The organism is Salinibacterium sp. NYA9b (genome assembly GCF_976973725.1).
Window position 1 is genome coordinate 1,700,070 of record NZ_OZ333476.1, and the last position, 25,595, is coordinate 1,725,664.

20 protein-coding genes and 1 tRNA gene are annotated in these 25,595 nt (G+C 61.1%); 7 read left to right on the forward strand and 14 right to left on the reverse strand.

Features of this window, described 5'->3' with window-relative positions; all coding sequences use genetic code 11:
• Positions 1-8 precede the first annotated feature (8 nt).
• From ACWFSR_RS08110 to ACWFSR_RS08130, 5 genes are all read right to left on the reverse strand, one after another.
• On the reverse strand, positions 9-827 hold the full coding sequence (locus ACWFSR_RS08110) for a Nif3-like dinuclear metal center hexameric protein (protein WP_197105769.1): 819 nt from the start codon (positions 825-827) through the stop codon (positions 9-11).
• A gap of 9 nt (positions 828-836) precedes the next feature.
• The gene (locus ACWFSR_RS08115; RefSeq protein WP_447522149.1) at positions 837-6,836 is read right to left on the reverse strand and encodes a cytosine permease; all 6,000 of its coding nucleotides are present in this window, start codon (positions 6,834-6,836) and stop codon (positions 837-839) included.
• 164 nt (positions 6,837-7,000) lie between these two features.
• Positions 7,001-8,404, reverse strand: a complete 1,404-nt coding sequence (locus ACWFSR_RS08120; protein WP_447522150.1) for a pyridoxal phosphate-dependent decarboxylase family protein — start codon at positions 8,402-8,404, stop codon at positions 7,001-7,003.
• 127 nt (positions 8,405-8,531) lie between these two features.
• A tRNA-Val gene (locus tag ACWFSR_RS08125) sits at positions 8,532-8,604 on the reverse strand.
• Positions 8,605-8,685: 81 nt separating this feature from the next.
• Positions 8,686-9,156, reverse strand: a complete 471-nt coding sequence (locus ACWFSR_RS08130) for a redoxin domain-containing protein (RefSeq protein ID WP_447522151.1) — start codon at positions 9,154-9,156, stop codon at positions 8,686-8,688.
• A 179-nt stretch (positions 9,157-9,335) separates the two neighbouring features.
• On the opposite strand from ACWFSR_RS08130, the gene aceE reads away from it, so the two are divergent.
• The 6 genes from aceE (at position 9,336) to ACWFSR_RS08160 (ending at position 16,943) form a co-directional block, all read left to right on the forward strand.
• On the forward strand, positions 9,336-12,062 hold the full coding sequence (gene aceE / locus ACWFSR_RS08135) for a pyruvate dehydrogenase (acetyl-transferring), homodimeric type (RefSeq protein ID WP_197105773.1): 2,727 nt from the start codon (positions 9,336-9,338) through the stop codon (positions 12,060-12,062).
• A 51-nt stretch (positions 12,063-12,113) separates the two neighbouring features.
• Positions 12,114-13,262 (forward strand): PucR family transcriptional regulator, encoded by a 1,149-nt coding sequence (locus ACWFSR_RS08140; protein WP_231599685.1) that lies wholly within the window; start codon positions 12,114-12,116, stop codon positions 13,260-13,262.
• A 93-nt stretch (positions 13,263-13,355) separates the two neighbouring features.
• Positions 13,356-14,276 carry an ACP S-malonyltransferase gene (locus ACWFSR_RS08145; RefSeq protein WP_197124344.1) on the forward strand — a complete coding sequence of 307 codons (921 nt, stop codon included), beginning with the start codon at positions 13,356-13,358 and terminating at the stop codon, positions 14,274-14,276.
• Complete coding sequence (locus ACWFSR_RS08150) at positions 14,273-15,277, forward strand: beta-ketoacyl-ACP synthase III (RefSeq protein ID WP_197105775.1); 1,005 nt, start codon at positions 14,273-14,275, stop codon at positions 15,275-15,277. The genes ACWFSR_RS08145 and ACWFSR_RS08150 overlap by 4 nt, the downstream gene beginning before the upstream one ends.
• A gap of 68 nt (positions 15,278-15,345) precedes the next feature.
• On the forward strand, positions 15,346-15,594 hold the full coding sequence (locus ACWFSR_RS08155; protein ID WP_010202791.1) for an acyl carrier protein: 249 nt from the start codon (positions 15,346-15,348) through the stop codon (positions 15,592-15,594).
• Positions 15,595-15,707: 113 nt separating this feature from the next.
• Positions 15,708-16,943 carry a beta-ketoacyl-[acyl-carrier-protein] synthase family protein gene (locus ACWFSR_RS08160; RefSeq protein ID WP_197105776.1) on the forward strand — a complete coding sequence of 412 codons (1,236 nt, stop codon included), beginning with the start codon at positions 15,708-15,710 and terminating at the stop codon, positions 16,941-16,943.
• A gap of 130 nt (positions 16,944-17,073) precedes the next feature.
• On the opposite strand, the gene ACWFSR_RS08165 is transcribed toward ACWFSR_RS08160, so the two are convergent.
• The 8 genes from ACWFSR_RS08165 to ACWFSR_RS08200 form a co-directional block, all read right to left on the reverse strand.
• Positions 17,074-17,811, reverse strand: a complete 738-nt coding sequence (locus ACWFSR_RS08165; protein WP_197105777.1) for an SDR family oxidoreductase — start codon at positions 17,809-17,811, stop codon at positions 17,074-17,076.
• A 203-nt stretch (positions 17,812-18,014) separates the two neighbouring features.
• Complete coding sequence (locus ACWFSR_RS08170) at positions 18,015-18,137, reverse strand: hypothetical protein (protein ID WP_447522152.1); 123 nt, start codon at positions 18,135-18,137, stop codon at positions 18,015-18,017.
• Positions 18,138-18,172: 35 nt separating this feature from the next.
• Entirely contained in the window at positions 18,173-18,676 is a 504-nt protein-coding gene (locus tag ACWFSR_RS08175) for a DUF3145 domain-containing protein (RefSeq protein ID WP_197105778.1), read from the reverse strand.
• A gap of 195 nt (positions 18,677-18,871) precedes the next feature.
• Complete coding sequence (locus tag ACWFSR_RS08180) at positions 18,872-19,714, reverse strand: ABC transporter ATP-binding protein (RefSeq protein WP_197105779.1); 843 nt, start codon at positions 19,712-19,714, stop codon at positions 18,872-18,874.
• Positions 19,711-20,565, reverse strand: coding sequence for an ABC transporter ATP-binding protein (locus ACWFSR_RS08185; RefSeq protein WP_197105780.1), 855 nt, complete (start codon positions 20,563-20,565; stop codon positions 19,711-19,713). The genes ACWFSR_RS08180 and ACWFSR_RS08185 overlap by 4 nt, the downstream gene beginning before the upstream one ends.
• Positions 20,562-21,416, reverse strand: a complete 855-nt coding sequence (locus ACWFSR_RS08190; protein ID WP_197105781.1) for an ABC transporter permease — start codon at positions 21,414-21,416, stop codon at positions 20,562-20,564. Before ACWFSR_RS08190 ends, ACWFSR_RS08185 begins: the two co-directional genes overlap by 4 nt.
• Positions 21,413-22,474 carry an ABC transporter permease gene (locus tag ACWFSR_RS08195; RefSeq protein ID WP_197105782.1) on the reverse strand — a complete coding sequence of 354 codons (1,062 nt, stop codon included), beginning with the start codon at positions 22,472-22,474 and terminating at the stop codon, positions 21,413-21,415. The genes ACWFSR_RS08190 and ACWFSR_RS08195 overlap by 4 nt, the downstream gene beginning before the upstream one ends.
• Positions 22,475-22,488: 14 nt before the next feature.
• On the reverse strand, positions 22,489-24,051 hold the full coding sequence (locus ACWFSR_RS08200) for an ABC transporter substrate-binding protein (protein ID WP_197105783.1): 1,563 nt from the start codon (positions 24,049-24,051) through the stop codon (positions 22,489-22,491).
• 245 nt (positions 24,052-24,296) lie between these two features.
• Here ACWFSR_RS08200 and ACWFSR_RS08205 point away from each other — a divergent pair, with 245 nt between their 5' ends.
• Positions 24,297-24,773, forward strand: coding sequence for an Lrp/AsnC family transcriptional regulator (locus ACWFSR_RS08205; protein WP_229820251.1), 477 nt, complete (start codon positions 24,297-24,299; stop codon positions 24,771-24,773).
• 4 nt (positions 24,774-24,777) lie between these two features.
• Here the strand turns inward: ACWFSR_RS08205 and ACWFSR_RS08210 are convergent, their stop codons facing one another.
• Positions 24,778-25,527 (reverse strand): hypothetical protein, encoded by a 750-nt coding sequence (locus ACWFSR_RS08210; protein WP_307783861.1) that lies wholly within the window; start codon positions 25,525-25,527, stop codon positions 24,778-24,780.
• Positions 25,528-25,595 lie beyond the last annotated feature (68 nt).

The following is a 25,595-nucleotide window of genomic DNA, read 5'->3' on the forward strand; positions in this document are numbered from 1 at the left end:
CGGTGTGCTTACTGCACAACCGCAAAATCCCAAGGATCGGTGCGCAATTCGCTCACCGTAATCGTTACGTCTGGCAGCAATGCCCGCAACTCTTCGGCTGCAGCGTCGAGCCACAACCATTCACTCGCCCAATGCGAGACATCGATCAACGCTGGGCCATTCAGGAGCCGAGCATTCTCACGAGCTTCAGAAGCCGGATGATGCCGCAGATCACTCGTGATGTAGACATCCGACGCCAACACGGCAGGCTCGTTCAAGTATGCGTCACCCGCTCCCCCACACAACGCCACCGATTGAACGAGTTGCTCAAAATCACCAGCAACACGAACGCCGGTAGCCGTGGGCGGGAGAATCTCCGCGATCAGGCGAGCAAGACGACCGAGGGTCATCGGCTCCGGCAGTTGCCCCGTGCGGCCAATGCCGCGATCGGGAGTCTGACCGGCGACGATGGGGGCGATCGACGACAAGCCCAGCTTGGAGGCGAAGCGACCTGACGTTCCGGTTTCTACGACATCCGCGTTCGTATGTGCGGCCAACAGAGCGCACTCAGCACGCACAAGCTTGGTCAGCACCGCGCCTTTGTAGCGGTCGCTGGCTATGGATGTGACTCCGCGCAGGAGCAGCGGATGGTGCGTAATGAGCATGTCCGCACCACCAGCAATAGCCTCGTCGACGGTGTCGATGACCGCGTCGACCGCGAAAGAGATCGTAGACACCGGGGCGTCGAGGTCTCCCGCGACTAACCCCACCGCATCCCACGACTCGGCACCGGATGCAGGCCAGAGCCGTTCGGCCGCGGCAAGGACATGAGCGACAGTAGTAGACACGCGATCAGTCTAGGCGGGACGCGGTGCGCGCTCAGGCTGCTCGGCCTCTTGACGACGAATCGCTGGAATACCTGCCACCAGGGGCGTCAGGATTCCGAGGCCAAGCGCGACGAGCACACCAAGGTCGGTGCCGGCGAGGTCAGAACTCAGATCAACGCCGAGTGCCGTAAAGCCGTACCCCTGCCACGAAAGCCAGCTGATCGTCGCGCTCGTGAGAGCGAAGCCGATCACCGAGATCACGATGTAGGCACCGAGGTTGACCCAACGGACATCGGCATACACTCCACCGCGAGCAAGCAGCCCAGCGCTGTCGAGCTTGCGAGTGCGAATCATGGTCTCCGAAGCAAAGATGCCCGCCCACGCAGCGGTGGGGACCGCAAGCGTGGTTGCGACATCCCGGAACAGTTCGTTGATTCCACCATCGATGCCGAAGGCGAAGAGGATACCGAGAGCACCGAGCACGACCGCAACGATGACGATTGACCACTGACGCGGCACCCGCACCCCAATTGCCTGGAGCGCGAAACCACCGGAGTAGAGGCTCAGAGTGATGCCCGAGAGCAAGCTCAGTGCAGCAGCAAGCAGCAACGGAATCGGGTACCAGCTCGGCAGCAAGAGCAGCAGGGTGTCGAGTGGCGAAGCGAGGAAACCGCGAGCAATTGCGGGGTCAGAAGCCGCAAGAAGCGCACCGTAGGCGATGAGAACGAAGGCGGGAAGTGCTGCACCAAAGGTGGCAGACAACATCGACGCTGGACCGCTCGAGGACGGGCGCTGGTAACGGGCAATATCTGCACCGCTATAGGCCCACACCAAACCAAGGAAGCTGAACACCAAGACGGCGCCGGTGACTGTCAGCAGCCACGAACCGTCGGGAGTGGTGAGCGCCTGCGAAACGTCGATGTACTGCGCCGTGAAGCCGATGAGGCCCACAATCAGCACACCCGAGATGATGCTCAGAATCAATTGGATGCGCGCAAACAGCGGGTAACCGGCGAAAGCGATTACCAGCGCGATCAGGAACGACAGTGCCAATGCGATGAGAAGCAACTGTCGGTCGCCAAGACCACCGTTGAGGTCGGAGCCGATCAGCACAATGGCGACCGAAGAAGCCAAGACCCACAAGAGCACAGCGCCCCAGAAGAGTCGTGCGACTAAGGCAACCGCCGACGGAGCGATATTGCCGAGGAGCCCGAACGTCGACCGCGAGACAACCATGGTTGGCTGGCCGCTGCGCTTGCCCGCAAGAGTTGTGAGGCCCAAGGGAATGAAGGACAGCGCGACACCCGCGAGGATAGCGACGATCGACTGGCGAAGGCTCATCCCCACAGCGAATACCGCTGCACCGAGACCGAGGCTCACGATGGACGAGTTGGCAGCAAACCACAGCCAGAAGAGACGTGCGGCGTGACCGATGCGGCGATCAACCGGAGTCGGCTCCAGGCCACTCTCCTCAAGGCTGAAGACGCGCTGCGCAGTAGGAGCGACCTCATCAAGACCGAGCGGCTGCTGAGCAACAACTGATGTTGAATGAGCAACTGGCTGAGGCATTGAATCGATCGGCGCTGGCGCAGCCGCGCCTGATTCAGTGATTGGCGGTGCAGCGAGAGGTGCCGGAGCGCCCGTTGGTGCCGGCTGCGACGCAAGCGAAGCACCAGCAACGGCAGCGCCACCAAGAAGCGCAGCACCTGCCGCCCCAGCGGCAAAGGGAATTTCGTCATCGGCGTTATCAGCGCGAACGTTCTCGGCGCCAGCGTTGTCGATTGGCGCAGCGCTGTCGATTGGCGCAGCGCTGTCGATTGGCGCAGCGCTCACACCGGCGCTGAATGCGGCGGTGGACAGCTCTGTCGGGTACGAAAGGCGGTCGCTGTCGTCAACAGCGTCATCCGTTTCCGACTCGTCCGCTTCAAATGCGGCTTGGGCAATGGGCATCGAGCCAGTTTGAACTTCAGAGAGCGGGTCACCATGGAGAGGCGGTGCGGCGTTCGCGAGGAGCGCCTGCAATGGATCAACATCCGCTTCATCGGCGTCGGAATCGACGTCAGCATCCACGATGTCATCGGTCTTCAGCAGGTCATCAAAGCTGATCGGCTCCGATGCGACGTACTTCGGAGTCTCGGTCGAGGCGAAGCTGAAAGCTGCAGCGCCCTCCGTTGTGGCGGTCGCTGCTGCAGAATCGTCGGGAGCAGATTCCGAAACCGGCTCGGAGGCCACAGCAGTCGTTTCTGCGGAGTCCTGCTCGGTTTCAATCGGCGCCTCAGCAGGCGTCGATGCTGCGGTGCTCGGCAGGTCCGCTTGGAGATCGAACGCGAAGGGTTCGTCGTTGTCATCCGCGGCGGAGTCGACAGCGAATTCAGCGGAGGTGGCCTCAGTGTTAACCTCGTCCGATGCGCCGTCTGCGGGCGGCGGAGCAAATCCGAAATCACCGAACGAGACATGCTCGTCGAGGTTCGCGCGCGGAATGCTCGGCGCGACGTCCGGCTCCACGAGAGCAGGCGGAGCGAATTCGACCTCGTCGTAGTCGCCATCCTCGTCGGCGGGGAATTCAGGAGCAGCCTGAACGTCAGATGGGGCCGGAGCTGCGGTCTCGTCAGCCACTTCGGGCGCCTCGGGCACAGCTGCTGGCAGTGTGGCGAAAGGCAACTCGGGTGCAGCGAACGATTCGGGAACTACTGGTGCTTCAGGAACTACCGGTGCTTCAGGAACGATGGCAGCATCAGGCGTTTCGGCAGCTTCCGCTTCGGCCGCGGGAGCTTCCGGAGCATCGCCCAAGGAAAGAAAGCCGGAGTCGGCATCGAACGAAGAAGCTGCGGGGTCGGCAATGGGCTCGGTAGCCGCTGCCGGAGCAGCAGGCTGCTCAACAGACGGCTGCTCAACAGACGGCTGCTCAACAGACGGCTGCTCAGAGTCGTCGCGTAGAACAGGAAGTGTGATCGACCCGGCCGGATCTGCGTGAGCAGCAAAGGGGATCTCGTCTTCGAAGTCCGCGGGAGGCGACCAGGACTCGCTGGGCGGCGGAACGTCCCACGACGGCAATTGGGCCGCAGCAGGTGCTGGCGCGGGTGCAACTGTGGCGGACGATTCTTCCGGCACTGCGGGAGGCGCATCCGCTGATTCGCTGGCTGTTCCAGCGGAGTGAGAAGCAGCCTGATCAATGTCGACGTGCGCGGTCTCTGCCTGGGGCTCGACTGGCGTGTGAGTCTCCGCAGCCGCAGAGGGCACTTCATCGTGGTCGACGACATCCGAGAATTCGGACCGAACTTGCTCGATGACCTGATCGGCGACGGGGCCACCTCGGGACCGGAATGTAGTTTCCCATTCGCGGTACTCACGGGCTTCTTCTTCGCGCAATCGCAACTGAGCTTCGAGAACCTCAATGACGCTCAGCGTTCCCGTTGACTGGTTTTCGGGGCTGTCTGCCCAGTTCAGAATGTCTTCATCCGCCATCGAACGGCGGGTGGGAGGCGTCGGGACGTCGTCATCTGTCGCAGTTTCTGCACTAGCAGGCTGTTCTTCGCTCGCTGCCGGTGCTTCCGCAGTCGCCGACTCGTCCGCAACGGGAGTGTTTGGGGCTGCTGGAATTTCTTCTGCTGCGGGAGTTGGTTCCGCGACCGGGACGAAGGATGCTTCCGGGGCAAAACTCGAAACGAACGGCGCGGCCTGAACTGGGCTCGGCTGGACGGGTTCGGCAGGTTCGGCAGGATCGGCAGGTTCCGCAGACTCGACGAAGGGCTCGGCCGGGAGTTCAAACGCGGGAGCGACAACGTCAGCTGCCTCCGGGGCGCTCGGGGCCTCAGGAAGCGTCACAGCCTCAAAAGCAATCTCAGTCTCAGGAGCACTCGTTGCCTCAGACGCTGCTTCGGTTTCTGCTTCGGCTTCTAGTTCCGCTTCTGTTTCCGGTTCTGAAACGAACGCCGATTCGACAGCGTCAGTAGCGAGATTTACGGGCTCAACGACCTCGGGAACTTCTGCGATGGCAGCTGTTGATTCAGTCGTGGGCGCCACACTGTCGAAAGTTTCGACGGCGTCTGCAGCAATCGCTGCCGGCTCCTCATCAGCCGGTGCGATGAACGACTGACGGCGCGTGAAGGGTGAATCTACTTCGGCCGCGTCAGTGACTTCTGCGACTTCGCTAGGTTCTGCGACTTCGCTAGGTTCGGAGACTTCGCTGGGTTCGGCAGCGTCGTTGGATTCCACAGTGTCGTCAGCTTCGGCGACTGCGGACTCAACCGCGCCAAATTCCTCTGGTTCTTCGAGAGCAGTCTCTGCGGCCGGCGCGCGGAAGAACACGTCGAGAGGCTCTTCGGCAACCGCTTCGGTCGCCTCTTCGAAGGCCTCGATCGGCTCGGGCTCCGTCGTCGACGCTGGTTCGTCTGCGGCCACTGAATCTGCCGGATCTGCTGGTGCCGCGACATACTCAGGCTCGATCACGGACTCAGGCGTGGGCGGTGCAAGGTATTCACTCGCGGAGTTCTCAGCAGAGGGCTCAGGATCAGCGGCTTCGCGGAACGCAGCATCCAGGTCGAAGGCCGAAACGCTCGCTACGGACGGGGCGCTAGCGAACTCGCTTGATTCAGCGTCGTCGTCAGCAGCTGTGCTCGCGTCGGCGTCGGCATCGGCATCGGCATCGGCATCGGCAAGAGTTGAGTCGGTCGCGTCTTCCTGCGGCGCGACCTCTTCCGCTGTGGGCACAGTAGCGTCGCTCGCAATATCCGAAACGTCGGAGTCAGGAGTGAGAACCTCATCGAGCGAAAGGAACCCGTCGCTATTCAGGCTCGGTGCCTCGACAACGGCCGGTGCATCCTTGCCGTCGAGGTTCCACATGGGGGCACCGTCGATGACTTCTTCCACAGGAAGAGGCGCCTCTGCCGCAGCCTGTTCCTCTACAGGAGCCGGTGCGGGAGTGGAGCCCTGAACGTTGGGCTCAAGCGGCCCGAGCTTCCAGATGTGGTTAGCGGGTGCATCCGATTCGGCTGAAATTGGATCGGAGCTGTCACCCGCGACAGGGGAAACCTCTGCCCAGTGTGTGTCACCGGACGGTGCGTCTTCAGCGGGCGCGTGAGGCGCGGCTGCTTCTGGTTCCTGCGTTGCAAAGAGCGATTCGAAGCTGAACTCTTCGGAGTCATCTGCGCCCTCGGTAGCGCCAAGATCGAACGCACCAAGATCTTCGTCGAACTCGTCCGCGGCAGGCGCAATGGCGTCAGCAGCAACAGGGGCCGGCTCGACCGATTCTGACGCGAGCGGCTCAGGTGCGACTGGCGCAGCATCGAGCGGCGCAGATTCAACGGGGGCAGATTCGGTTGCCGCGGAATCATCCGGTGCGGACTGAGCGGCTGCGGATTCGACCGGCGCAGGCTCAGTCGGAGCAGTTGCGCTCTCACCGGCAGCTGCCGCCTCGCCAGCGGCAAGAGCAGTAGCCAATGCGTCGCTTTCAGCGTCTACTGCCGCAGCGTGGGCTTCCATTTCTTCTGGAGTGCGTCGGCGAGAAATACGGGACGCGAAGAAATCTGGCGTCGTGTAATCAGCAGGAATTTGGTAGGGGTCGTCGTCGTCGTCATCGGCTGCCGACGGTCCGGCGGCGTGCTCGGAATCTGCATCACTCGGAGCATCGAGCTGCGAAACAGCCTGTGTGGGATCAGGAGCGGGCGCCATGGCCCAAGGAGGCATTCCCTGGTCGAGCGCATCTGCGACGTCAGAGCGCTGGAACTCTTCGTTGAGGTCGATGGGCGCAAATCCTGAGGCGCCAACGGGCGGCGCCGGCGGTGCGACAGAGTCTGCGGGCGGCGCAACCGGCACAGACGTGTCTGCATTGAGCGCAGCATCCAGATTGAAAATGCCGTCAGTGGATGCTTCGCTCAGGTCGACAAGACCGTCAGGGGTCGTGTCATTCGCCGAGTCCGCACCGGGAGATGTGCCGGTTGCGGGCTTCGGAAAGGGTAGTTCGAACTCATGCTCTGAAGACGTTTTGTCGTTCGCATCGTTCGCGTCGTCAACGTCGTCGTGGAATGCCATGCACAAATCCTAAGGCGATACCAATGTTTTGCGGGTATGCCGAGCCGTACTCAGAACAGATAGTGCAACAAATATGAGGGATAGACCGATCCACGAGAGTGAACAAAGCGCCTGCACGCTCACCGGCCCGTTCGATCCAGAGCGCGCTCACCGGCGCTACTAGATCATTGGATGCCGCGACTTCGCTCGGCACTGTAGACCTCAAGAATTGCGGCCGCGCTGAGATCAATATCTCGTTCGGTCGTCGCCCAATTGGTGACCGAGACTCGCATTGCCGCGTGCCCGTTCCACGTTGTGCCGCTGACCCAGCAGGTGCCTTCCGCTTGCACGCCAGCAACGACCGCACGAGTGACGTCGTCAGAATCGGCAAACCGCACGAGCGCTTGGTTGAGGACAACGTCGTTGAGCACGTCAACACCGTCTTCACGTTGGAGAGTCGACGCCATGTGGCGAGCACGCCTGCAGCTACGCGCGATCAGGTCGTCGACGCCCTTGCGGCCCAGCGTGCGCAATGTGGCATAAATCGGTATCGCTCTGGCCCGCCGTGAGAGTTCTGGAACCCAATCGATTGCGTCGCGCTCAGCCCCTGAGGTCTGGATGAGATAGGCCGCTGATGCGCTCATCGCCGCACGGTGGTCGGCCGCGTGCTTCACAATCGCGACGCCACTGTCGTAGGGAACGTTCAACCACTTATGGGCGTCGGTGGACCATGAATCTGCGTTCTCAATGCCGTCGACGAGGGGCGCTAGCTCAGCGCTGGCCCGGGCCCAGAGACCGAATGCCCCATCGACGTGGAGCCACGCATCCGCCTCGTTGGCAATCTCGGCGATCTCGCGCAGAGGATCGCACGCACCGCTATTGACGTTTCCGGCTTGAGCACAAATGATCACGGGGCCACGCACGGTGGCGAGCGCGTCGCGCAGGCTGTCTGCGCGCATCCGGCCTTGATCATCGGCGTCGACGGTCACGAGCGAACGCGTGCCAAATCCGAGGTACCGCAATGCCACATCGATCGTCACGTGAGCCGCGGCGCTGACCACGACAGTTACTCGCGGCGCACCCGCGAGTCCGTCGAGTTCGACATCCCAACCGGCTTGCCTCAACACGTTGTGACGGGCCGCCGCAAGGCACGTGAAGTTCGCCATTTGTCCGCCTGTAACGAAGCCGACCGAGGCGTCATCAGGCAAACCGAACAGGTCAAGCAGCCACTCAGCGGCGACCTCCTCGACGGCAGCAGCAAAAGGAGATATCGCGTGGATGCCCGCATTCTGGTCCCACGTTGACACCAGCCAATCGGCGGCAAGAGCAACAGGGTGGGCGCCGCCGATGACGAAACCGAAATACCGCGGAGCGCCGCAGTCGGTCATCCCTGTTTCCGCTTGGTCAGCGAGGAGATCGATCACGGCATGGTCGTCGTGCCCGAGCGTCGACAGTGGTTCGTGCAGCGCCGCCATCATCTCGTCGCGCCCCGCGCGCGCACCGACATGGCGAGCAGCCAGGCTCTGAAGATAGCGCTGGGAATGGTCGTGCGCGCGCTCGAGCACAGAATCTGAGACGTCATTCGACATGGAGCTCCACCTCGTCAGGTTGGGACCGCATCGACCGGACTGCCGCGGGTCGTGCAGGGAGCATAGCGCCGAATGTGCGCAGGAAACGAAGAAAACCCCCGTCAATGACGGGGGTTTTCTGTTGCGGTGGGCCCTACCGGGATCGAACCGATGACATCCACGGTGTAAACGTGGCGCTCTACCAGCTGAGCTAAAGGCCCGCAGCGACGCAATGCGAAGCAGCGCTCGATAATGTTACACGGGATTTTGGTGCCGGTTGCGCACCCACCATAAAACCGTCACTACCGGTCGGACGAAAGCTGTTCGATTGCCCGTTCGTAGTCAGCAAATAGGCGGGGTTCGCCGAGCTCGGAACTAATAACATCCCGCACGATTCCGGCTTTATCGATGAGGAAACTGGTGCGGCTCGCAAAACCTTTGTCGTGAAGAAATACGCCGAAGGCTTGCGCAGTCGCTCCGTGAGGCCAAAAGTCAGAAAGCAACGAGAGACGGATGCCGTCAGCCTCTGACCATGCCCGCAAAGTGGCCGTCGAATCAGCAGAAATCACGACGATTTCGACCCCGGCGCTGGCGGCAACGTCGTGCCACTCATTGAGCTGAGTTACCTCGTCGGTACACACGGGAGAAAACGCGAGGGGAATGAAAACGACGAGTACCGCTCGTCGTGAAAGCAGTTCCTGCCCGCTAACTGTCTGTCCGTGCTGATTGCGAAGCTCAAAGTCGGGCGCAATTGCCCCTCGCGTGATGGTCATACGAAACCTTCCCCCAGAAAACCGTCCGAATTCCCCACAATTACAGGAGAAATTGGCCCGGTTCGAATCTTGCCGCATTCGACAACTAGAATCGATGGGCGTAGTCGATCCCATCACATCCGTAACCCGGTAGTGCCTCGACTCGCACGACTCTGTTCTCTACACGAAAGAGGTCAACGGTGACGGTAAACGACCAGGACCCATACTCGGTAACCAACACCGACAAGGACCCGGAGGAGACCGCCGAGTGGAACGAATCACTCGACTCCCTCGTTGCAGCACAAGGCCACGAGCGCGGTCGCGAGATCATGCTCAGCCTTCTCAAGCGTTCTAAAGACTTGCACCTTGGTGTGCCGATGGTTCCGACCACCGACTACATCAACACCATTGCAAAAGAAGATGAACCCGACTTCCCCGGTGACGAAAAGCTCGAGCGTCGCTACCGTGCGTGGATTCGCTGGAATGCCGCAATCACTGTGCACCGCGCGCAGCGCCCCGGCGTTGGCGTTGGCGGCCACATCTCGACGTACGCGTCGTCTGCCGCTCTCTACGAAGTAGGACACAACCACTTCTTCCGTGGTGCAGACCACGAATCTGGCGGAGACCAAATCTTCTACCAGGGCCACGCCTCCCCCGGTATGTATGCTCGCGCCTTCCTCGAAGGTCGCATGAGCGAAGACCAGCTGAAGGGCTTCCGTCAAGAGAAGTCGCAGGCACCGAATGGCATCTCGAGCTACCCGCACCCGCGCCTCATGCCCGAGTTTTGGCAGTTCCCCACCGTGTCAATGGGTCTTGGCCCGATCAATGCGATCTATCAGGCCCAGAACAACAAGTACATCAGCAACCGTGGCATCAAGGATGTGTCTGACAAGCAGGTCTGGGCATTCCTCGGCGACGGCGAGATGGACGAGGTCGAAAGCCGTGGAGCCCTGCAGTGGGCAGCCAACGAGAAGCTCGACAACCTCAACTTCGTCATCAACTGCAACCTCCAGCGCCTCGACGGCCCGGTTCGCGGTAACGGCAAGATCATCCAGGAGCTCGAGAGCTTCTTCCGTGGTGCCGGCTGGAACGTCATCAAGGTTGTCTGGGGCCGCGAGTGGGATGACCTGCTCGCCAACGACTCAGAGGGCGCACTGCGCGACCTCATGAACCAAACCCCCGACGGCGACTACCAGACCTACAAAGCAGAGTCTGGCGCCTACGTTCGCGAGAACTTCTTCGGCCGCGACCCCCGCACGCTCAAGATGGTTGAACACCTCTCGGACGACGACGTGTGGAACCTCAAGCGTGGTGGTCACGACTACCGCAAGGTTTACGCCGCCTTCAAGGCAGCGAGTGAGCACAAGGGCCAGCCAACCGTCATTCTCGCGAAGACGGTCAAGGGCTACGGCCTCGGTCCCAGCTTCGAGGGCCGCAACGCGACCCACCAGATGAAGAAGCTCACGCTCGACAACCTCAAGAAGTTCCGCGACGAAATGCACATCCCGATTACGGATGCCGCGCTCGAAGCAGATCCGTACCAGCCCCCGTTCTATCACCCCGGTGAAGACGATGAGGCCATTCAGTACATGCAAGAGCGCCGCCGCGAGCTTGGCGGCTACGTCCCTGAGCGTCGCACCAAGTACACGCAGCTTGAGCTTCCCGAAGCAAAAACCTATGACGTCGTCAAGAAGGGCTCCGGCAAGCAGGAGATCGCCACCACCATGGCTTTCGCCCGTCTGCTCAAGGACCTCCTGCGCGACAAGTCCATCGGTAACCGCATTGTGCCGATCATCCCGGATGAGGCGCGCACGTTCGGCATGGACGCGTACTTCCCCACGGCGAAGATCTACAACCCCGCCGGGCAGCACTACACCTCGGTAGACCGCGAGCAATTGCTGGCCTACAAGGAAAGCCCGCAGGGCCAGATCGTGCACGTCGGTATCAACGAAGCAGGAGCATTTGCTGCGTTCACCGCCGTCGGCACCTCGTACGCCACCAACGGTGAGCCCCTCATCCCGGTCTACGTTTTCTACTCGATGTTCGGGTTCCAGCGCACCGGCGATGCCATGTGGGCTGCTGGCGACCAGATGGCCCGTGGTTTCATCATGGGTGCCACCGCCGGTCGCACGACGCTGACGGGTGAGGGACTGCAGCACGCTGACGGACACTCGATCCTGTTGGCATCCACCAACCCTGCGGTCATCAGCTATGACGCTGCGTTCGGTTACGAGCTCGGCCACATTGTGCGCGCGGGTATCGAGCGGATGTACGGCGGCAAGCACGAAGATCCCAACGTCATGTATTACCTCACCCTGTACAACGAGCCTCACGTTCAGCCTGCTGAGCCGGAGAACTTCGATGTCGAGGGTGCGCTCAAGGGCATTTACCACCTGTCGTCGCCGACGATCACCGGCCCCAAGGCTCAGCTGATGGCATCCGGTGTCGCTGTGCCGTGGGCGCTCGAGGCCCAGCAGCTTCTGGCTTCGGACTGGGGAGTCGCCGCTGACGTCTGGTCGGTCACGTCCTGGACCGAGCTTCGTCGCGATGGACTTGCTGCTGAAGAGCACAACTTCCTCTACCCCAACGAAGAACCTCACGTTCCCTACGTCACGACAAAGCTCGCGGACGCCAAGGGCCCGTTTGTTGCGGTCACCGACTTCATGCACGCGGTCCCCGATCAGATCCGGGCTTTTGTTCCCGGTGAGTTCGCGACTTTGGGTGCTGATGACTTCGGCTTCTCCGACACGCGAGCTGCTGCACGCCGCTTCTTCAAGATCGACAGCCACTCGTTGGTTGTTCGCACCTTGGAGATGCTCGTGAAGCGCGGCGAAATGGATCCTGCTGTTCCGGCTCAAGCAATTGAGAAGTACAGCCTCCACGACGTCAACGAAGGCACCACCGGTTCTGCCGGCGGCGAAAGCTAGGTCGCAACCATTCCCCCGGTACAGAAAACTAAGGCGCAGACGCTCGCCTGGTTGCGAGTCATCACGGGCGAACTTTCGACAGCAACGCTGAAGCGACTTGAGGACACGCTGCCCTGGTATAGCGAAATGCCACCAGGGCGGCGTTCCGCTGTCGGTTTAGTTGCTCAGGCCGGCATCACGAGTTTTATTAGCTGGTTTGAAGACCCCACGACGACGCCGTGGATTGCGGCGGATGTGTTTGGTGCTGCCCCTCGCGAGCTACTACGTTCCGTTTCGCTCCAGCAAACGCTTCAACTCATCCGCATCGCTGTTGAAGTAGTTGAGGCGCGTGTCAAAGCGGATGACGACGTATTGCGGGAAGCCATCCTGTTGTACTCCCGCGAAATCGCGTTTGCCTCGGCAGATGTGTACGCCCGCGCTGCGGAAGCTCGCGGACTGTGGGATGCCCGACTCGAGGCACTCGTTGTCGACTCGATCCTGAGCGGCGAGTATGACAACGAACTCCCGAGTCGTATCGCCGCCCTGGGGTGGAATGGTCACGGCGAGGTGTGTGTACTCGTCGGCACCTCCCCCCGCCAGCTCGACGTCGATCAGCTTCGGCGAACAGCTCGTCATCTTGATGCCGATGTTCTCATTGGCGTGCAAGGCAGTCGTCTCGTGCTCGTTATTGGTCGTGCGGCGCCCCGTTCTGAAAAAGCGGAAGATGCTGAGCCCCTGCCGTTCATTACGATCGCCGAACAGCTCGAGCCGGGATTCGGGAGCGGCCACCTTGTGCTCGGGCCAGAAGTGCCGAGCTTGGTCGATGCCTCCAAGAGCGCAAAAGCTGCTCTTGCCGGCTTTGCGGTAGCTCGGTCCTGGCGCAATGCTCCTCGACCGACGCTCGCCAACGACCTGCTGCCGGAGCGTGCGTTCGCCGGTGATCCGTTGGCACGCTCGACCCTCATCAACAAGATCTACAAGCCACTTCAGGCACACTCGACCGATCTGCTCACCACACTGTGGTGTTATCTCGATAATGGGCGCTCTCTTGAAGCGACTGCTCGTGAGCTCTTTGTGCACCCGAACACGGTGCGCTATCGCTTGAAGCGGGTCAGCGAGGTCATTGGCTGGGATGCCACAGGCGCGCGCGAAGCGTTGATTTTGCAGGCGGCTCTCATCGTGGGCTCAATTTCTGACCCCGAGCCGGGCCGCGCCCGCTAACACCCTCGCTTTTGGCGATTTCACACAACGATCCCTCCAAGCTTTGGTGGGGTTATCCAAGCGATTCCGACGAAAGATTGGCAGACTAGCTAAGTGATTGTTGTAGTAGCGCCCGGACAGGGCTCCCAGACCCCCGGGTTTCTTGAGCCATGGCTCGAAGATTCCTCTCTGCGCGACCAGCTCGGCGCGATCTCTGACGCCGCCGGCATCGATCTGATTGCCCACGGAACCACGTCGGATGCCGACACCATCCGTGACACCGCAGTGGCTCAGCCGCTCATCGTTGCCGCTGGCCTACTCACGTTGAGCGCGCTGACAGCGGGCGACCGCCGCAAGCACATCGGTGCTGTTGCTGGACATTCGGTCGGAGAAATCACCGCCGCTGCGGCATCCGGAATCCTCTCCGAAAGCGACGCGATGCGCTTCGTCGTCGAGCGTGGCTCGGCAATGGCTTCCGCCGCCGCCCTCGAATCCACGGGTATGTCCGCCGTCATCGGCGGAGACGAAGAGGCACTGCTCGAACGCCTTGCCGAGCTGGGGCTTCAACCAGCCAACTTCAACGGCGGTGGACAGATTGTTGTTGCCGGCGCCCTCGATGCTCTCGCGAAACTGTCCGAAGAACCGCTCAAGGGCACGCGGGTTATTCCGCTTCAGGTCGCCGGCGCGTTCCACACTCGCTACATGCAGCCGGCCGTCGCTCACCTCGAGACGTTTGCCGCAGGACTCACTGCAAACGATCCGACGTTACCGATCTACACCAACCGTGACGGTTCGCTCATCGAGAGCGGCTCACACTTCGTCGATCTCCTCGTTGGTCAGGTGTCATCGCCGGTTCGATGGGATCTCACGATGAATTCCCTGGCGGATGCCGGAGTCACCGGAATTATTGAACTTGCGCCCGCTGGCGCTCTTGTTGGCCTCGCAAAACGCGGACTCCGGGGCATCCCGGCCGTCGCTGTGAAGACACCTGATGATTTATCCGCAGCATTTGACCTGATGGAGGCCAACGCATGACCGCACCCACCCTCACCCAGTCCGCCGGGTCACAGTTCACCAAGATTTACAGTTATGGCGCTGCCCGCGGCGACCTGATTGTGGACAACAATCAGCTCGTTGAAGCGATCGACTCGAGCGATGAGTGGATCCAGCAGCGCACGGGCATGATCACCCGCCGTCGCGCGTCAGCGGGCATCCTCGCGGTCGATCTCGCCACGGATGCCGCTCGCGAAGCGATTGAGAAGTCTGGCGTTAACCCCTCGGAGATCGACCTTGTCATTATCGCGACGATCAGCAACGTTCTGCAGACGCCGTCGATGTCCGCTGTTGTCGCCGATCGTGTGGGAGCCAACCCTGCCGCGGCGTACGACGTGAACGCTGCCTGCGCTGGCTTCAGCTACGCGGTCACGCAGGCTGATGCTTTGATCCGCGCGGGCGCAGCAAAATACGCCCTCGTGATCGGCGCCGAGAAGCTCTCTGACATTGTCGATCCCACCGACCGCAGCATTTCGTTCCTTCTGGCTGATGGCGCCGGTGCTGTTGTTATCGGCCCGAGCGACACCCCCGGCATCTCGGCTCCGGTCTGGGGCTCAGACGGCTCGAAGGCTGACGCGATCAAGATGAACGCGACGCTCGTCGACTTCCGCGAAGGCGAAGCCGCGTGGCCGACGCTCCGCCAAGAGGGTCAGACAGTCTTCCGTTGGGCTGTCTGGGACATGGCAAAGGTAGCGAAGGAAGCACTGGATGTCGCGGGGATCACCGCAGACGACCTCGCTGCGTTCATCCCCCACCAGGCCAACATGCGCATCATCGACGAGTTCGCAAAGCAGCTGAAGCTGCCCGAGTCTGTCGTGATTGCTCGCGATGTTGCCGACATGGGCAACTCGTCTGCGGCATCCATTCCGCTCGCGACTCACCGTCTGCTCGAAGAGAACCCCGAGTTGAGTGGCGGCCTCGCCCTTCAAATCGGTTTCGGTGCCGGGCTCGTCTTCGGCGCGCAAGTAATCGTTCTGCCGTAGTACCCCTCAGAATCACTGCTGCTGGCCTACACTGGCTAACGGTCAATTTACATCCCAAGGAGAAAAACATGGCACTGTCCACTGAAGAAGTTATGGCCGGATTGGCTGAGCTCATCAACGACGAGACCGGCATTGCGACCGACACCGTTGAAATGGGCAAGTCGTTCACCGATGACCTCGACATCGACTCCATCTCGATGATGACGATCGTTGTCAACGCAGAAGAAAAGTTCGACGTCAAGATCCCCGACGAAGAGGTAAAGAACCTCAAGACCGTCGGTGACGCAGTGAGCTTCATCACCAACGCTCAGGCGTAACACCCGCTCGACGTGGACGGCCAACCGCACTCACTGCGGTTGGCCTCCGCGCAGCACTCCAGGAGTCTGCCGTTGGTGGGCTTTCTGAGCCATGCACTCAAAAGGAACGTGAAATGACCAAAAAGATCGTTGTCACCGGTATCGGTGCCACCACGCCCATCGGCGGAACCGCGACCGAGTCGTGGAACGCCCTTCTCGCTGGCGAATCCGGAGCCCGCTCTCTCGAGCAGGACTGGGTTGAAAAGTATTCTCTCCCCGTAACGTTTGCGGCGCAGGCAAAAGTGCGCCCAGAAGAGGTTTTGGAGCGCGTCGAGTACAAGCGACTCGATCCTTCCAGCCAGTTCGCTCTCATCTCGGCTCGTGAAGCCTGGGCGGATGCCGGCTCACCTGACGTCGACCCTGAGCGTATCGGTGTTGACTATTCCACCGGAATCGGCGGACTCTGGACGCTTCTTGACGCCTGGGACACCCTGCGTGAAAAGGGCCCGCGTCGCGTTCTGCCCATGACTATCCCCATGCTCATGCCGAACGCTGCTGCGGCCGCGATCAGCATGGCTATCCCCTCACGTGCCTACGCGCGCACTGACGTTTCCGCCTGTGCTTCCAGCACCGAGGCCCTCGCCAACGCCTACGCGCACCTGCAGGCCGGACTCGCGGATGTCGTCATTGCTGGTGGAACTGAAGCTGTCGTGCATCCTCTGCCGATCGCCGCCTTCGCGTCGATGCAAGCGCTCTCGAAGCGCAATGACGACCCGGCTACCGCCTCACGCCCCTACGACGTCTCCCGCGATGGTTTCGTTCTCGGCGAAGGAGCGGCGACGCTCGTTCTCGAGACTGAGGAGCACGCTCTCGCCCGTGGCGCTCGCATTTACGCTGAGCTCGCCGGTGGCGCTGTAACGAGCGACTCGTTCCACATCACCGCTCCCGACCCCGAGGGAACCGCCGCAGCACGCGCCGTGCGCGACGCCCTCGACGCCGCCGGAGCAACGCCAGAAGACGTTACCCACATCAACGCTCACGCCACGAGCACGCCCGTCGGCGACATTGCCGAATACAAGGCGCTCCTGCGCATCTTCGGCGATCACCTGCCCAACATTCCCGTCTCGGCCACGAAGGGCGCCACAGGCCACCTTCTGGGCGGCACAGGGGCACTTGAGGCAATCTTCACGGTTCTCGCGCTCCACCACCGCACAGCGCCCCCAACGATCAACCTCACCAACCAGGACCCGGCGATCCCGCTGGATGTCGTCACGTCGCCTCGCGACCTCGGCGCCGGCCCGCAGCTGGCCATCAGCAACTCGTTCGGCTTCGGTGGACACAACGCTGTCGCCGCATTCCGCTCGGTCTAGCCACAGAGCCAGCTCGGCCGCTCTAACGACTTGAGTGTTAACGAAGAATCGCCCGCCCGATCATTGATCGGGCGGGCGATTTTTCTTTGAGCGTCGTCAGTGCGTGCGCACGCTCCGTGAGGTTCGTGAGCTAGTTGACTGCACCGTCTCCGGCGAGAACACCACCGTCAATGATGAACTCAGAGCCGGTGGAGTAACTCGCGTCGTCGCTGGCCAGGAAGAGAACCATTTTGGTGACTTCTTCTGGCTCTCCGAGACGAGGGATCGGTGTGCTTGAGTCGTCGATCTCCAAGCCGTCGGTCATCGGAGTCCGGATGTTTCCCGGGTGCACCGAGTTGACCCGCACACCTTGGTGGCCGAGTTCCATCGCGACTGATTTCGTCAAACCGCGAAGGCCAAACTTGGAGGCAGTGTAGCCGTGGAGGGCGGCGAAGCCCTGCATTCCGGCCGTCGACGAGATGTTCACGATCGAGGAGGTCTCGTTCTTGACCAGTTCCGGTGCCGCCGACTTGATGCCGAGGAAGGCGCCGGTGAGGTTGATCCCGATGATCAGCGACCAGTCCTTAGCGGTATAGGTGTCGAGGGTGCCGAAGTTAGCGATACCCGCGTTGTTGATCAGAACGTTGAGGCCACCAAAGGTGTCGACAGCCAGCTTCACTGCTGCAAGCCACTCCTCTTCGTTCGTGACATCGAGGTGGGCGTAAACGGCACTCTCGCCGAGTTCGTCTGCGAGAGTCTGACCCTCAGCATCCAAAACGTCAGTGATGACAACCTTGCCACCCTCCGCGACGATGGCGCGGCTGTGGGACTCGCCCATTCCGCGGGCACCACCGCTGATGAGAACTACTTTTCCGTCAAAACGAGACATGATGTTCCTTCCAAATCCTGAAATAGTTTCAGCCGGAAGAACAAGGTCCGAGGACCCGGGGACGGTCCGTTGTGGCAACCGTGCCCGAATACTTCCGGCCACACCTCAACGCTACGCCGTGAGTCTGCTGGGCGCGACCTGAACGGCACGCTCGCAGCGAACCATCAGTCACACACAGGTGCAGATGGATGCAGCGACCAGTTCTAAAGGATTGAACGGCACCCGTCGTGCAGAGTGCACTCGCCATCGAACGTCGAGTCGACAGAGTCGAGCACGACGTCCACGCAGTCGCGCCATTCGATGAGCGGAATCCGTGTGTCAGCCACTACCTCAGAGACAGTCGTACGTTCGGAAATCATCGTCAACCGACCTTATGAAGCCACACAACTGCAGAATCTTGACTGGCGTGACGGAACGACTCAAGTTCGTCATCCCATGCCTGCCCGAGAGCGAGACGGAGTTCCCGGTGCAACTCGAAGGCATCGGAGCCCGCAGCCTCCATGGCGTAACGGAGACGATCCTCGGGGATCACCATGTTGCCAACGCTGTCGGTCTGCGCGAAGAAAATGCCAAGGTCGGGAGTGTGCATCCAGCGGCCGCCGTCGGAACCTGGGCTGGGATCTTCGGTGACCTCGAATCGGAGGTGCTCCCACCCGCGCAATGCCGAAGCGAGCGTGGCACCAGAACCCTGGGGGCCCTCCCAGTAGAACTCAGCACGCTGAGAACCCCTGAGCACGGGTTGATCGTCCCAGTTAAAGTTCACGGCACGTTCAAGAGCGCGACCAGCCGCCCACTCAATGTGTGGGCAGAGCGCGCGAGGAGCAGAGTGCACATAGAGCACTCCGCGAGCGTTTTGTGCAGTCACGATATCTCCGTTCCGTTGGATGCGACTTCCCCATCGACCCACGAACGGTGCCTGTGACGGCACATGGCTGTTAAATTGTGCGGCGAACCGCTTGGGGACATTATCCCCGAAGAATCCGCCAAAACACAAGCATGTAGTTACATTTACGGGATTTGGACGCGAACGGGCCCGCGCGAAAGCACGGGCAGCCGTGGATCAGGCGCGGTTGAGGGCCTCAGGAAGCGTCATCCGCCACTCTTCTGGAGCCTCTGCAGCCGGAGCGGCAGGCAACGTGCCGGTGCCATCCGGTTCCGGGATCGCCGAGATGAGCGCTCGCGTGTACGGGTGCACTGGGTCGTTCCAGATGAGGTCGGAAACTCCGGACTCGACGATCTTTCCGCGATACATCACGACGGTGCGGTCGGCAATGAGCCGCACGATCGCGAGGTCGTGAGAAATGAAGAGCAACCCAGCGCCGGCATCGAGCGCGAGCTTGCGCATCATGTCAGCGACGGATGCCTGACTCGACGCATCCAGAGCAGAAATCGGCTCGTCGGCGACCAAGAGATCAGGGCGCGCAGCCAAAGCACGTGCGATAGCAACGCGCTGACGTTGCCCGCCCGACAGTTCGTGAGCGTAGCGCGACACCATCTCGGTGGGAAGTCCGACGCGTTCGAGCCACTCTTCGGGCTGCGAGCCTTCATCGCCACGTTCAACGGCGGCGCGGATGCCCTCAGAAATCTGCTGACCGACGCGAACACGCGGGTTAAGCGACGAGTTCGGATCTTGAAAGACCATCTGGATCGAGGTGAACTGCGCACGACGACGACGCACTCCAAGCAAAGGAACCTCGGCACCACGGTAGGTCACCGCGCCAGCACGAGGCCGTTCCATGCCTACGACAGCGCGTGCGAGACTCGATTTGCCGCAACCGCTCTCCCCCACGAGTGCCAGCACTTCGCCGGGAGCAATCGTGAGCGACACTTCGTCGACAGCGCGCACTACGGTCGCGCCGTGGTACTCGATAACGAGGTCTGAAACCTCAAGTAATTCACTCATTCGCTTGCCCCCTCGAAGCCAGCAGCACCGGGAAGTGACGCAAGCAGCTCGCGCGTGTACGCGTGCTGCGGGTTCACGAAGATTTCGCTTCGCACATTCGACTCCACAATCTCGCCATGACGCATCACCGCGATGTCGTCGGCGATGGCGCTCATGACACCCAAGTCGTGGGTCACCAACAGCACGGCGAGTTGGCGCTCATCGGCCAAGTCACGAAGCAAGTGCAGAATGCCCGCCTGAACGGTCACGTCGAGCGCCGTTGTAGGTTCGTCGGCCAACAGCACGATCGGGTCGCAGGCCAGCGCAATCGCGATTGCGATCCTCTGACGCTGTCCACCCGAGAACTGGTGAGGATAGCGCGCAAGGGCTTCCGCAGGGTTCGGCACCCGCACGCGCTCGAGCAACTCGATAGCGTGCGCGCGAGCCTGCTTCTTCGACAGCTTGAGGTGACGAGTCACATGATCGGTCAGCTGCACGCCAACCGTGAGCTGCGGGTGCAAGCTCGACGAAGGGTCCTGGAAGATCATCGCGATGCGGCGACCACGAATCTCGTTCAGCTGACGATGAGTCATCCCGACGAGCTCGGTGTCGTTCAAGCGAATAGACCCGCCAACAACCGCATTGCTCGGCAACAAGCCCAACATCGCGAGCGACGTGACCGTCTTGCCCGAGCCCGACTCCCCCGCGAGACCCTGAATGCGTCCGGGGGTGAGTGCGAGGCTGATGCCTTTAACGATGGACTTCAGGTTCTTACGGGAGCCGATGCCGATGGTGAGGCCGTCGACCGTGAGCACCGGCGCAGTGACTGCCGCTGCGGCATCCGCAGTCTGAGGTGTTGTGATGTCGCTCATGACCGTGCCCCCGCTCGCGATACCTGGGAGGTGGGATCGAAAATGTCACGCAGCGAGTCGCCCACGAAGTTGAAGGCCATCACCACAGTGAGAATGGCGAGACCCGGGAACAACCCGATCCACCAGCTATCGAAGTTCTGGATGGCCGCGGAAATCATTGAGCCCCACTCGGCCGTTGGTGGCTGAGCGCCGAGACCCAAGAACGAGAGGCCGGAGAGCAACAGGATTGCCGTTCCCACATCGAGGCTCGCGAGAACAAGAATCGGACCAACCACGTTGGGGGCGATGTCGACGCGCAAGGTTTTGAATGGCGAGAAGCCCATGAGGCGCCCGGCCATGACGTAGTTCTGGGTTCGAAGCCCCAACACAATGCTCCGTGTCATTCGCGCATATTGCGGCCACGAGACAACAAAAGCTGCGATCACCGCATTGAAGAGCGACGGGCCAAGGGCTGCTGCAACGACCATCGCAAGGATGACCGTGGGAAACGCCATCACGAGGTCCGTCAGGCGCATCAGCAACTCGTCGACCCACTTGCCGAAGTAACCGGCGATCGCGCCGATGAGGGTTCCGACCGCGAGCGACATGAGCACAAGCATGAGCGCAAGCGGGATAGTGACGCTGGCACCGGTCATCAGGCGCGAGAAGATGTCGCGACCGAGTGCATCCGTGCCCATGAGGGTGTCGATACCGGGAGCCTGCAGTCGAGGCAAATCTTGCGACAGCGGATCAAACGGAACCCACAACCGGGCAGTGAAGGCAATGCCCACCCACGTGATGGCGATTACAGCGCCAATGACACCGAGCGGAGTGATCCACGCGGCAGGAATCTTTAGCCAACGCGTTCTCATGCGAGCCTCACCCTCGGGTCGAGTACACCGTAAAGCAGGTCAACGGCGAAGTTGATGGACAGGTAGACAACGCCGACGACGAGACCGACACCCATGACACCGGGCAGGTCGAGGCTCGTTGCCGAGTTATAGGCGTAGCTGCCGAGGCCAGGCCAAGCGAACACTGCCTCAACGAGCACCGTGCCCGACAGGAGCGTTCCGAAGGCGAGACCGACGATAGTGAGAATAGGCAGCGATGCACCGCGCAACACGTAGCCGAAGAGCAAGCGCGAGCCGCTGAGCCCCTTGGCGCGGCCGGCACGAACATAGTCGGCATCCAGCACTTCGAGAACGGAGGTTCGCACGAAGCGCGTGAGAAGACCGATCGTGAAGAGCGACAACACGAAGACCGGAAGCATGAGGTGAGCAAGCGCGTCAGTGAACGTGACCCACTGGCCGGCCAGCAGAGCGTCGGCCGTGTAGAAACCTGTCACTGTGGGCGGCGGTGCCAGCGCCGGCGAGAGCCGCCCCGAACCAGGCGCGATGCGCAACTGGAGGAAGAAGAAATTGAAGCTGACCAGCGCCATCCAGAATGTAGGAATGCTGAGGCCGATCAACGAAAAGACGCGAACAAGTTGGTCGCTGATTTTGCCGCGGCGGTAGGCAGCGAGCGAACCGAGAGCAACGCCGATGCCGAGGCTCACGATGATGGCCAGCAGTGCGATCTCCACAGTGGCAGGAACGGCCTTGGCCAGGTCGTCGGCCACAGGCTGGGTCGTACGCAACGAAATACCCATGTCGCCTTGGAACAGTCCACCAATGTAGTTGGCGTACTGAACAGGAAGCGGCTGATCAAGCCCGCGCTCCTTGATATAGGCCTCAACAGTGGCGGGGTTGCTCGCCGCCCCTTCACCGAGCGCTGCCGCAATGGGGTCACCCGGCACAAGGTTCGCGAGAGCGAACGTGACGATAGTGACTCCGAAGAGGAGCAGGACTGAGGTTCCGAGGCGACGAAGCAGGTACCCGACCAGAGGTGATCTGGCCGAGTACCTGCGAGTCGCGCGGGGTGTATTTCCCACGCTAGAGATTCTTTCTACTTAGCTTGCAGTTCAGCGATGTCCATCGTCCATGTGGAGTTGTAGGCAACTCCATCAATGTACGAGGCGGTCGCAATGTTCGAGCCAGGAACGATCAACGGAACGAACGGGCCACGCTGCTGCAGCGCTTCAGCGAAGTTGCTGAAGGCAGTCTCGCGCTCGTCGAAGTTCGTGGCGTTCTCTGCTGCTGCAGCGAGGTTCACAACGTCGCTGTCCTGCTCGGCAGTCCAACCAGCGCGCAGTCCGACCTTCTGTCCGGCCGAGAACGGCAGGAAGTTGGCCGAGTCGGCGTAGTCAGGGCCCCAGAACCAGATGCTGAAAGCTTCGGTTCCGTTGACGTAGCTGTCGATCTGAGTCGTGAACGGTGCCGGCGCGAGCTCGATGGTGATTCCAGCATCCGCAAGCTGCGACTGAATACGCTCAGCGAGCGGGGTGAAGCTCACGCCACCAACCGGGTAGTCGTTCGGGTACTCGAGGGTGATGCTCTCACCGTCGTAGCCGGATGCGTCGAGCGATGCTGCTGCAGCATCGAGGTCCTGCTCAACACCGCTCTCCAGCGCGCCGAGGAACGACGGCGGGATTACGCCAGTTGCCTGCTCGGAACCTGCACCAGCAAGCTCAAGGAGAGCCGGGTAGTCGAGGGCGTAGCGAACGGCGTTAGCGAAGTCGGGGTTGGAGGTAACTCCACCCACTTCTTCGCTCTGGTTGATCAGCAAGAAGATGGTCTGTGCCGACGGAGTCGAGAACACGTTGATGCCATCGCTCAAGCTAGCGACCTGGTCACCGCTGAGGTCAACGGCTACCTGCGAGTCATCGCCCTCAAGGTTGATCTTCTGGGTTGCAGCCTCAGAAACGTTACGGATGACAACGCGAGTGAAGTCGATGTCTTCATCACCGTTGTAGTTCTCGTTCTCGGTGAGCACTACCTGCGACTCGAAGTTGACCGTGTCGAGGATGTACGGGCCGGAACCAGCCGACGTCTCGTTCAAGAATGCTTCAGCAGCATCCGAATCATCGGTCGTTCCACCGTTTTCAATAACGAGAGCGGAGTTCAGGATGGCGAGCGACGGGTTAGTCATGAGGGCGGGGAGCTTGAGCGACGGGGTCTCCGTGCTGAGCTCGACGGTCATGTCGTCGATCTTGGTGACGGTGATGCCGTTCATCAAGAAGTTCGCCTTGCTCTCGGTCATACCGGCGACGCGGTTGAGCGAGAAGACAACGTCGTCAGCAGTGATTGCTGAACCGTCGGAGAAGACGCGACCATCATTGAGCGTGAAGGTGAAGACTGTTGCGTCTTCGTTCGACTCATAGGAGGCGAGGCCATCAACGGGGGTCGACTCGTCGGAGCCGGCGAAGTCGAGGAGAGTCTCGTAGAGAGCCTTCGACACCATGTACCCGGTGGGCACGTAGTTGCGACCAGGGTCGCTGGTCTCGAGCGTGAAAGCGGTGTCAATAACGATGCTGTCGCTTGCTTCGGGTGCTGCTGCAGCGCAACCGGCGAGTGCCAGTGATGCAGTTAGCCCGAATGCGGCCGCTACGTAGCGGAACTTAGTGCGCAAAGGGAACTCCTTGGTGGTTATAGAACAGCCTCTGGACGGCTGTGCTTGAGATTGGCACAATTCCCGCTAGTCTGTCCAATCAAAGGCGCAATCATTCAGACCATGAGTTAAACATGAGGGAGATTTCACACAATATGTCCAGTAAAGGCACTAACGGCTCACCCACCACTGGACAATCTCCGTCGGAATTGGACGAGATCAACCTGAAGATATTGAGTGAACTCCGCTATAACGGACGAATATCAATGTCGGCTCTCGCAGAGAAGGTAAATGTCTCCCGCGCCAATGTGTACACGCGCGTTGAACAGCTGATGTCAGACGGCGTCATTACCGGCTTCAGCGCCCAAATTGATCCCGCTAAAGCGGGGCTCGGCATCTGCGCGCTCGTGTTTCTCTCGGTGCATCCGCAAACCTGGGCGAGCTTTCGCGACCGCATCACCAACATGACCGAAATCGAGTCCTGCCGCATCACGACGGGCGAACACGACGCAATGCTGTTGATTCGCGGACACGAGGTCGGCGCGATTCACGACTTCATCGTGGGAGTTCTCTCCGTGCTCCCCGAAGTGAAGTCACTCGAGACCGTGCTGGTACTCGATGAGGTCTTCCAACGGCCCTACCTGCTGCCCTCGGACCTGCCCGAGCGGCCGCAAGAGCCGGCACAGCTGGGCCTCACCCGCTTTACGCGGGCAGACCCCAACCGCGCGGGGCTCAACAACTAGCGCGCTAGACGACCTGAACGCACACGCTCTTGCCGGGCACGCCATCGAGCACGAACTCCTCGACGAGCTCAAGGCGACCATCGGCACGTGATCCGAGACTCGTGCTGCTGTCGCCCAGCAGGGTCGCGTCGCTCGCGATGACGTGGTGAACGAAGAACTCATCGAGCACACCGTCGCGGTAACGACCGACGCACCGACCAGCCGTCACGGTGTCACCGAAGTAGAAACCCCAGACAACGCCGGAGTTCTCGTCGAACTCGAACTGGGTTGGCTCGGCGCTGACAGTACTCGCCGTCGACTCTTCGAGGATGAAGGTGGTGCCGTCAAGCTGAGGACTGCTGCGCTGAGCAGGGTCAAGCTCTGGCCACGCGCCACGGCGATCTGCCTCGACGCAAATGCTGACCTGAGCTTCGCCATTTTTCTCGAACTCTTCGAACAGCTCAAGCTTGCCGTCGGCGTTCCAACGGATGGTGCTTGAGGCCATTCCGAGCACGACGTCGTCGCTTGCGGCCAGGCGGTGAGCAAAGCGAATCGACACAACATCGCCATCGCGACGACCGACGAAGCGCCCGAGAGCGACGGTGTCTCCGTAGTACTCACCCCAGACCATCTGGCCATCTTGGTGATAGCGGAATCGCGTAGGAGAAGTCGTAGAGACGGCGCTTCCCGATGACGAGGTCAAGATGAATTCGCGATCGTTGATCGACTCAGGAACAGGCTGGGCCGCTGCGGCGGCTACGGGGGCATCACTCACGCAGATGAGTATGGGGCTACAAGTCGGTCTGCACGAAATCCGCGGCGAAGAGTCCAGTTCATCCAGCG

Coding starts and splice junctions, on each gene's coding strand:
- ACWFSR_RS08115 (WP_447522149.1), bottom strand. CDS start 6,836: ATGGCATTCCACGACGACGTTGACGACGCGAACGATGCGAACGACAAA.
- ACWFSR_RS08120 (WP_447522150.1), bottom strand. CDS start 8,404: ATGTCGAATGACGTCTCAGATTCTGTGCTCGAGCGCGCGCACGACCAT.
- ACWFSR_RS08130 (WP_447522151.1), bottom strand. CDS start 9,156: ATGACCATCACGCGAGGGGCAATTGCGCCCGACTTTGAGCTTCGCAAT.
- ACWFSR_RS08150 (WP_197105775.1), top strand. CDS start 14,273: ATGACCGCACCCACCCTCACCCAGTCCGCCGGGTCACAGTTCACCAAG.
- ACWFSR_RS08155 (WP_010202791.1), top strand. CDS start 15,346: ATGGCACTGTCCACTGAAGAAGTTATGGCCGGATTGGCTGAGCTCATC.
- ACWFSR_RS08160 (WP_197105776.1), top strand. CDS start 15,708: ATGACCAAAAAGATCGTTGTCACCGGTATCGGTGCCACCACGCCCATC.
- ACWFSR_RS08165 (WP_197105777.1), bottom strand. CDS start 17,811: ATGTCTCGTTTTGACGGAAAAGTAGTTCTCATCAGCGGTGGTGCCCGC.
- ACWFSR_RS08180 (WP_197105779.1), bottom strand. CDS start 19,714: ATGAGTGAATTACTTGAGGTTTCAGACCTCGTTATCGAGTACCACGGC.
- ACWFSR_RS08185 (WP_197105780.1), bottom strand. CDS start 20,565: ATGAGCGACATCACAACACCTCAGACTGCGGATGCCGCAGCGGCAGTC.
- ACWFSR_RS08190 (WP_197105781.1), bottom strand. CDS start 21,416: ATGAGAACGCGTTGGCTAAAGATTCCTGCCGCGTGGATCACTCCGCTC.
- ACWFSR_RS08205 (WP_229820251.1), top strand. CDS start 24,297: ATGTCGGCTCTCGCAGAGAAGGTAAATGTCTCCCGCGCCAATGTGTAC.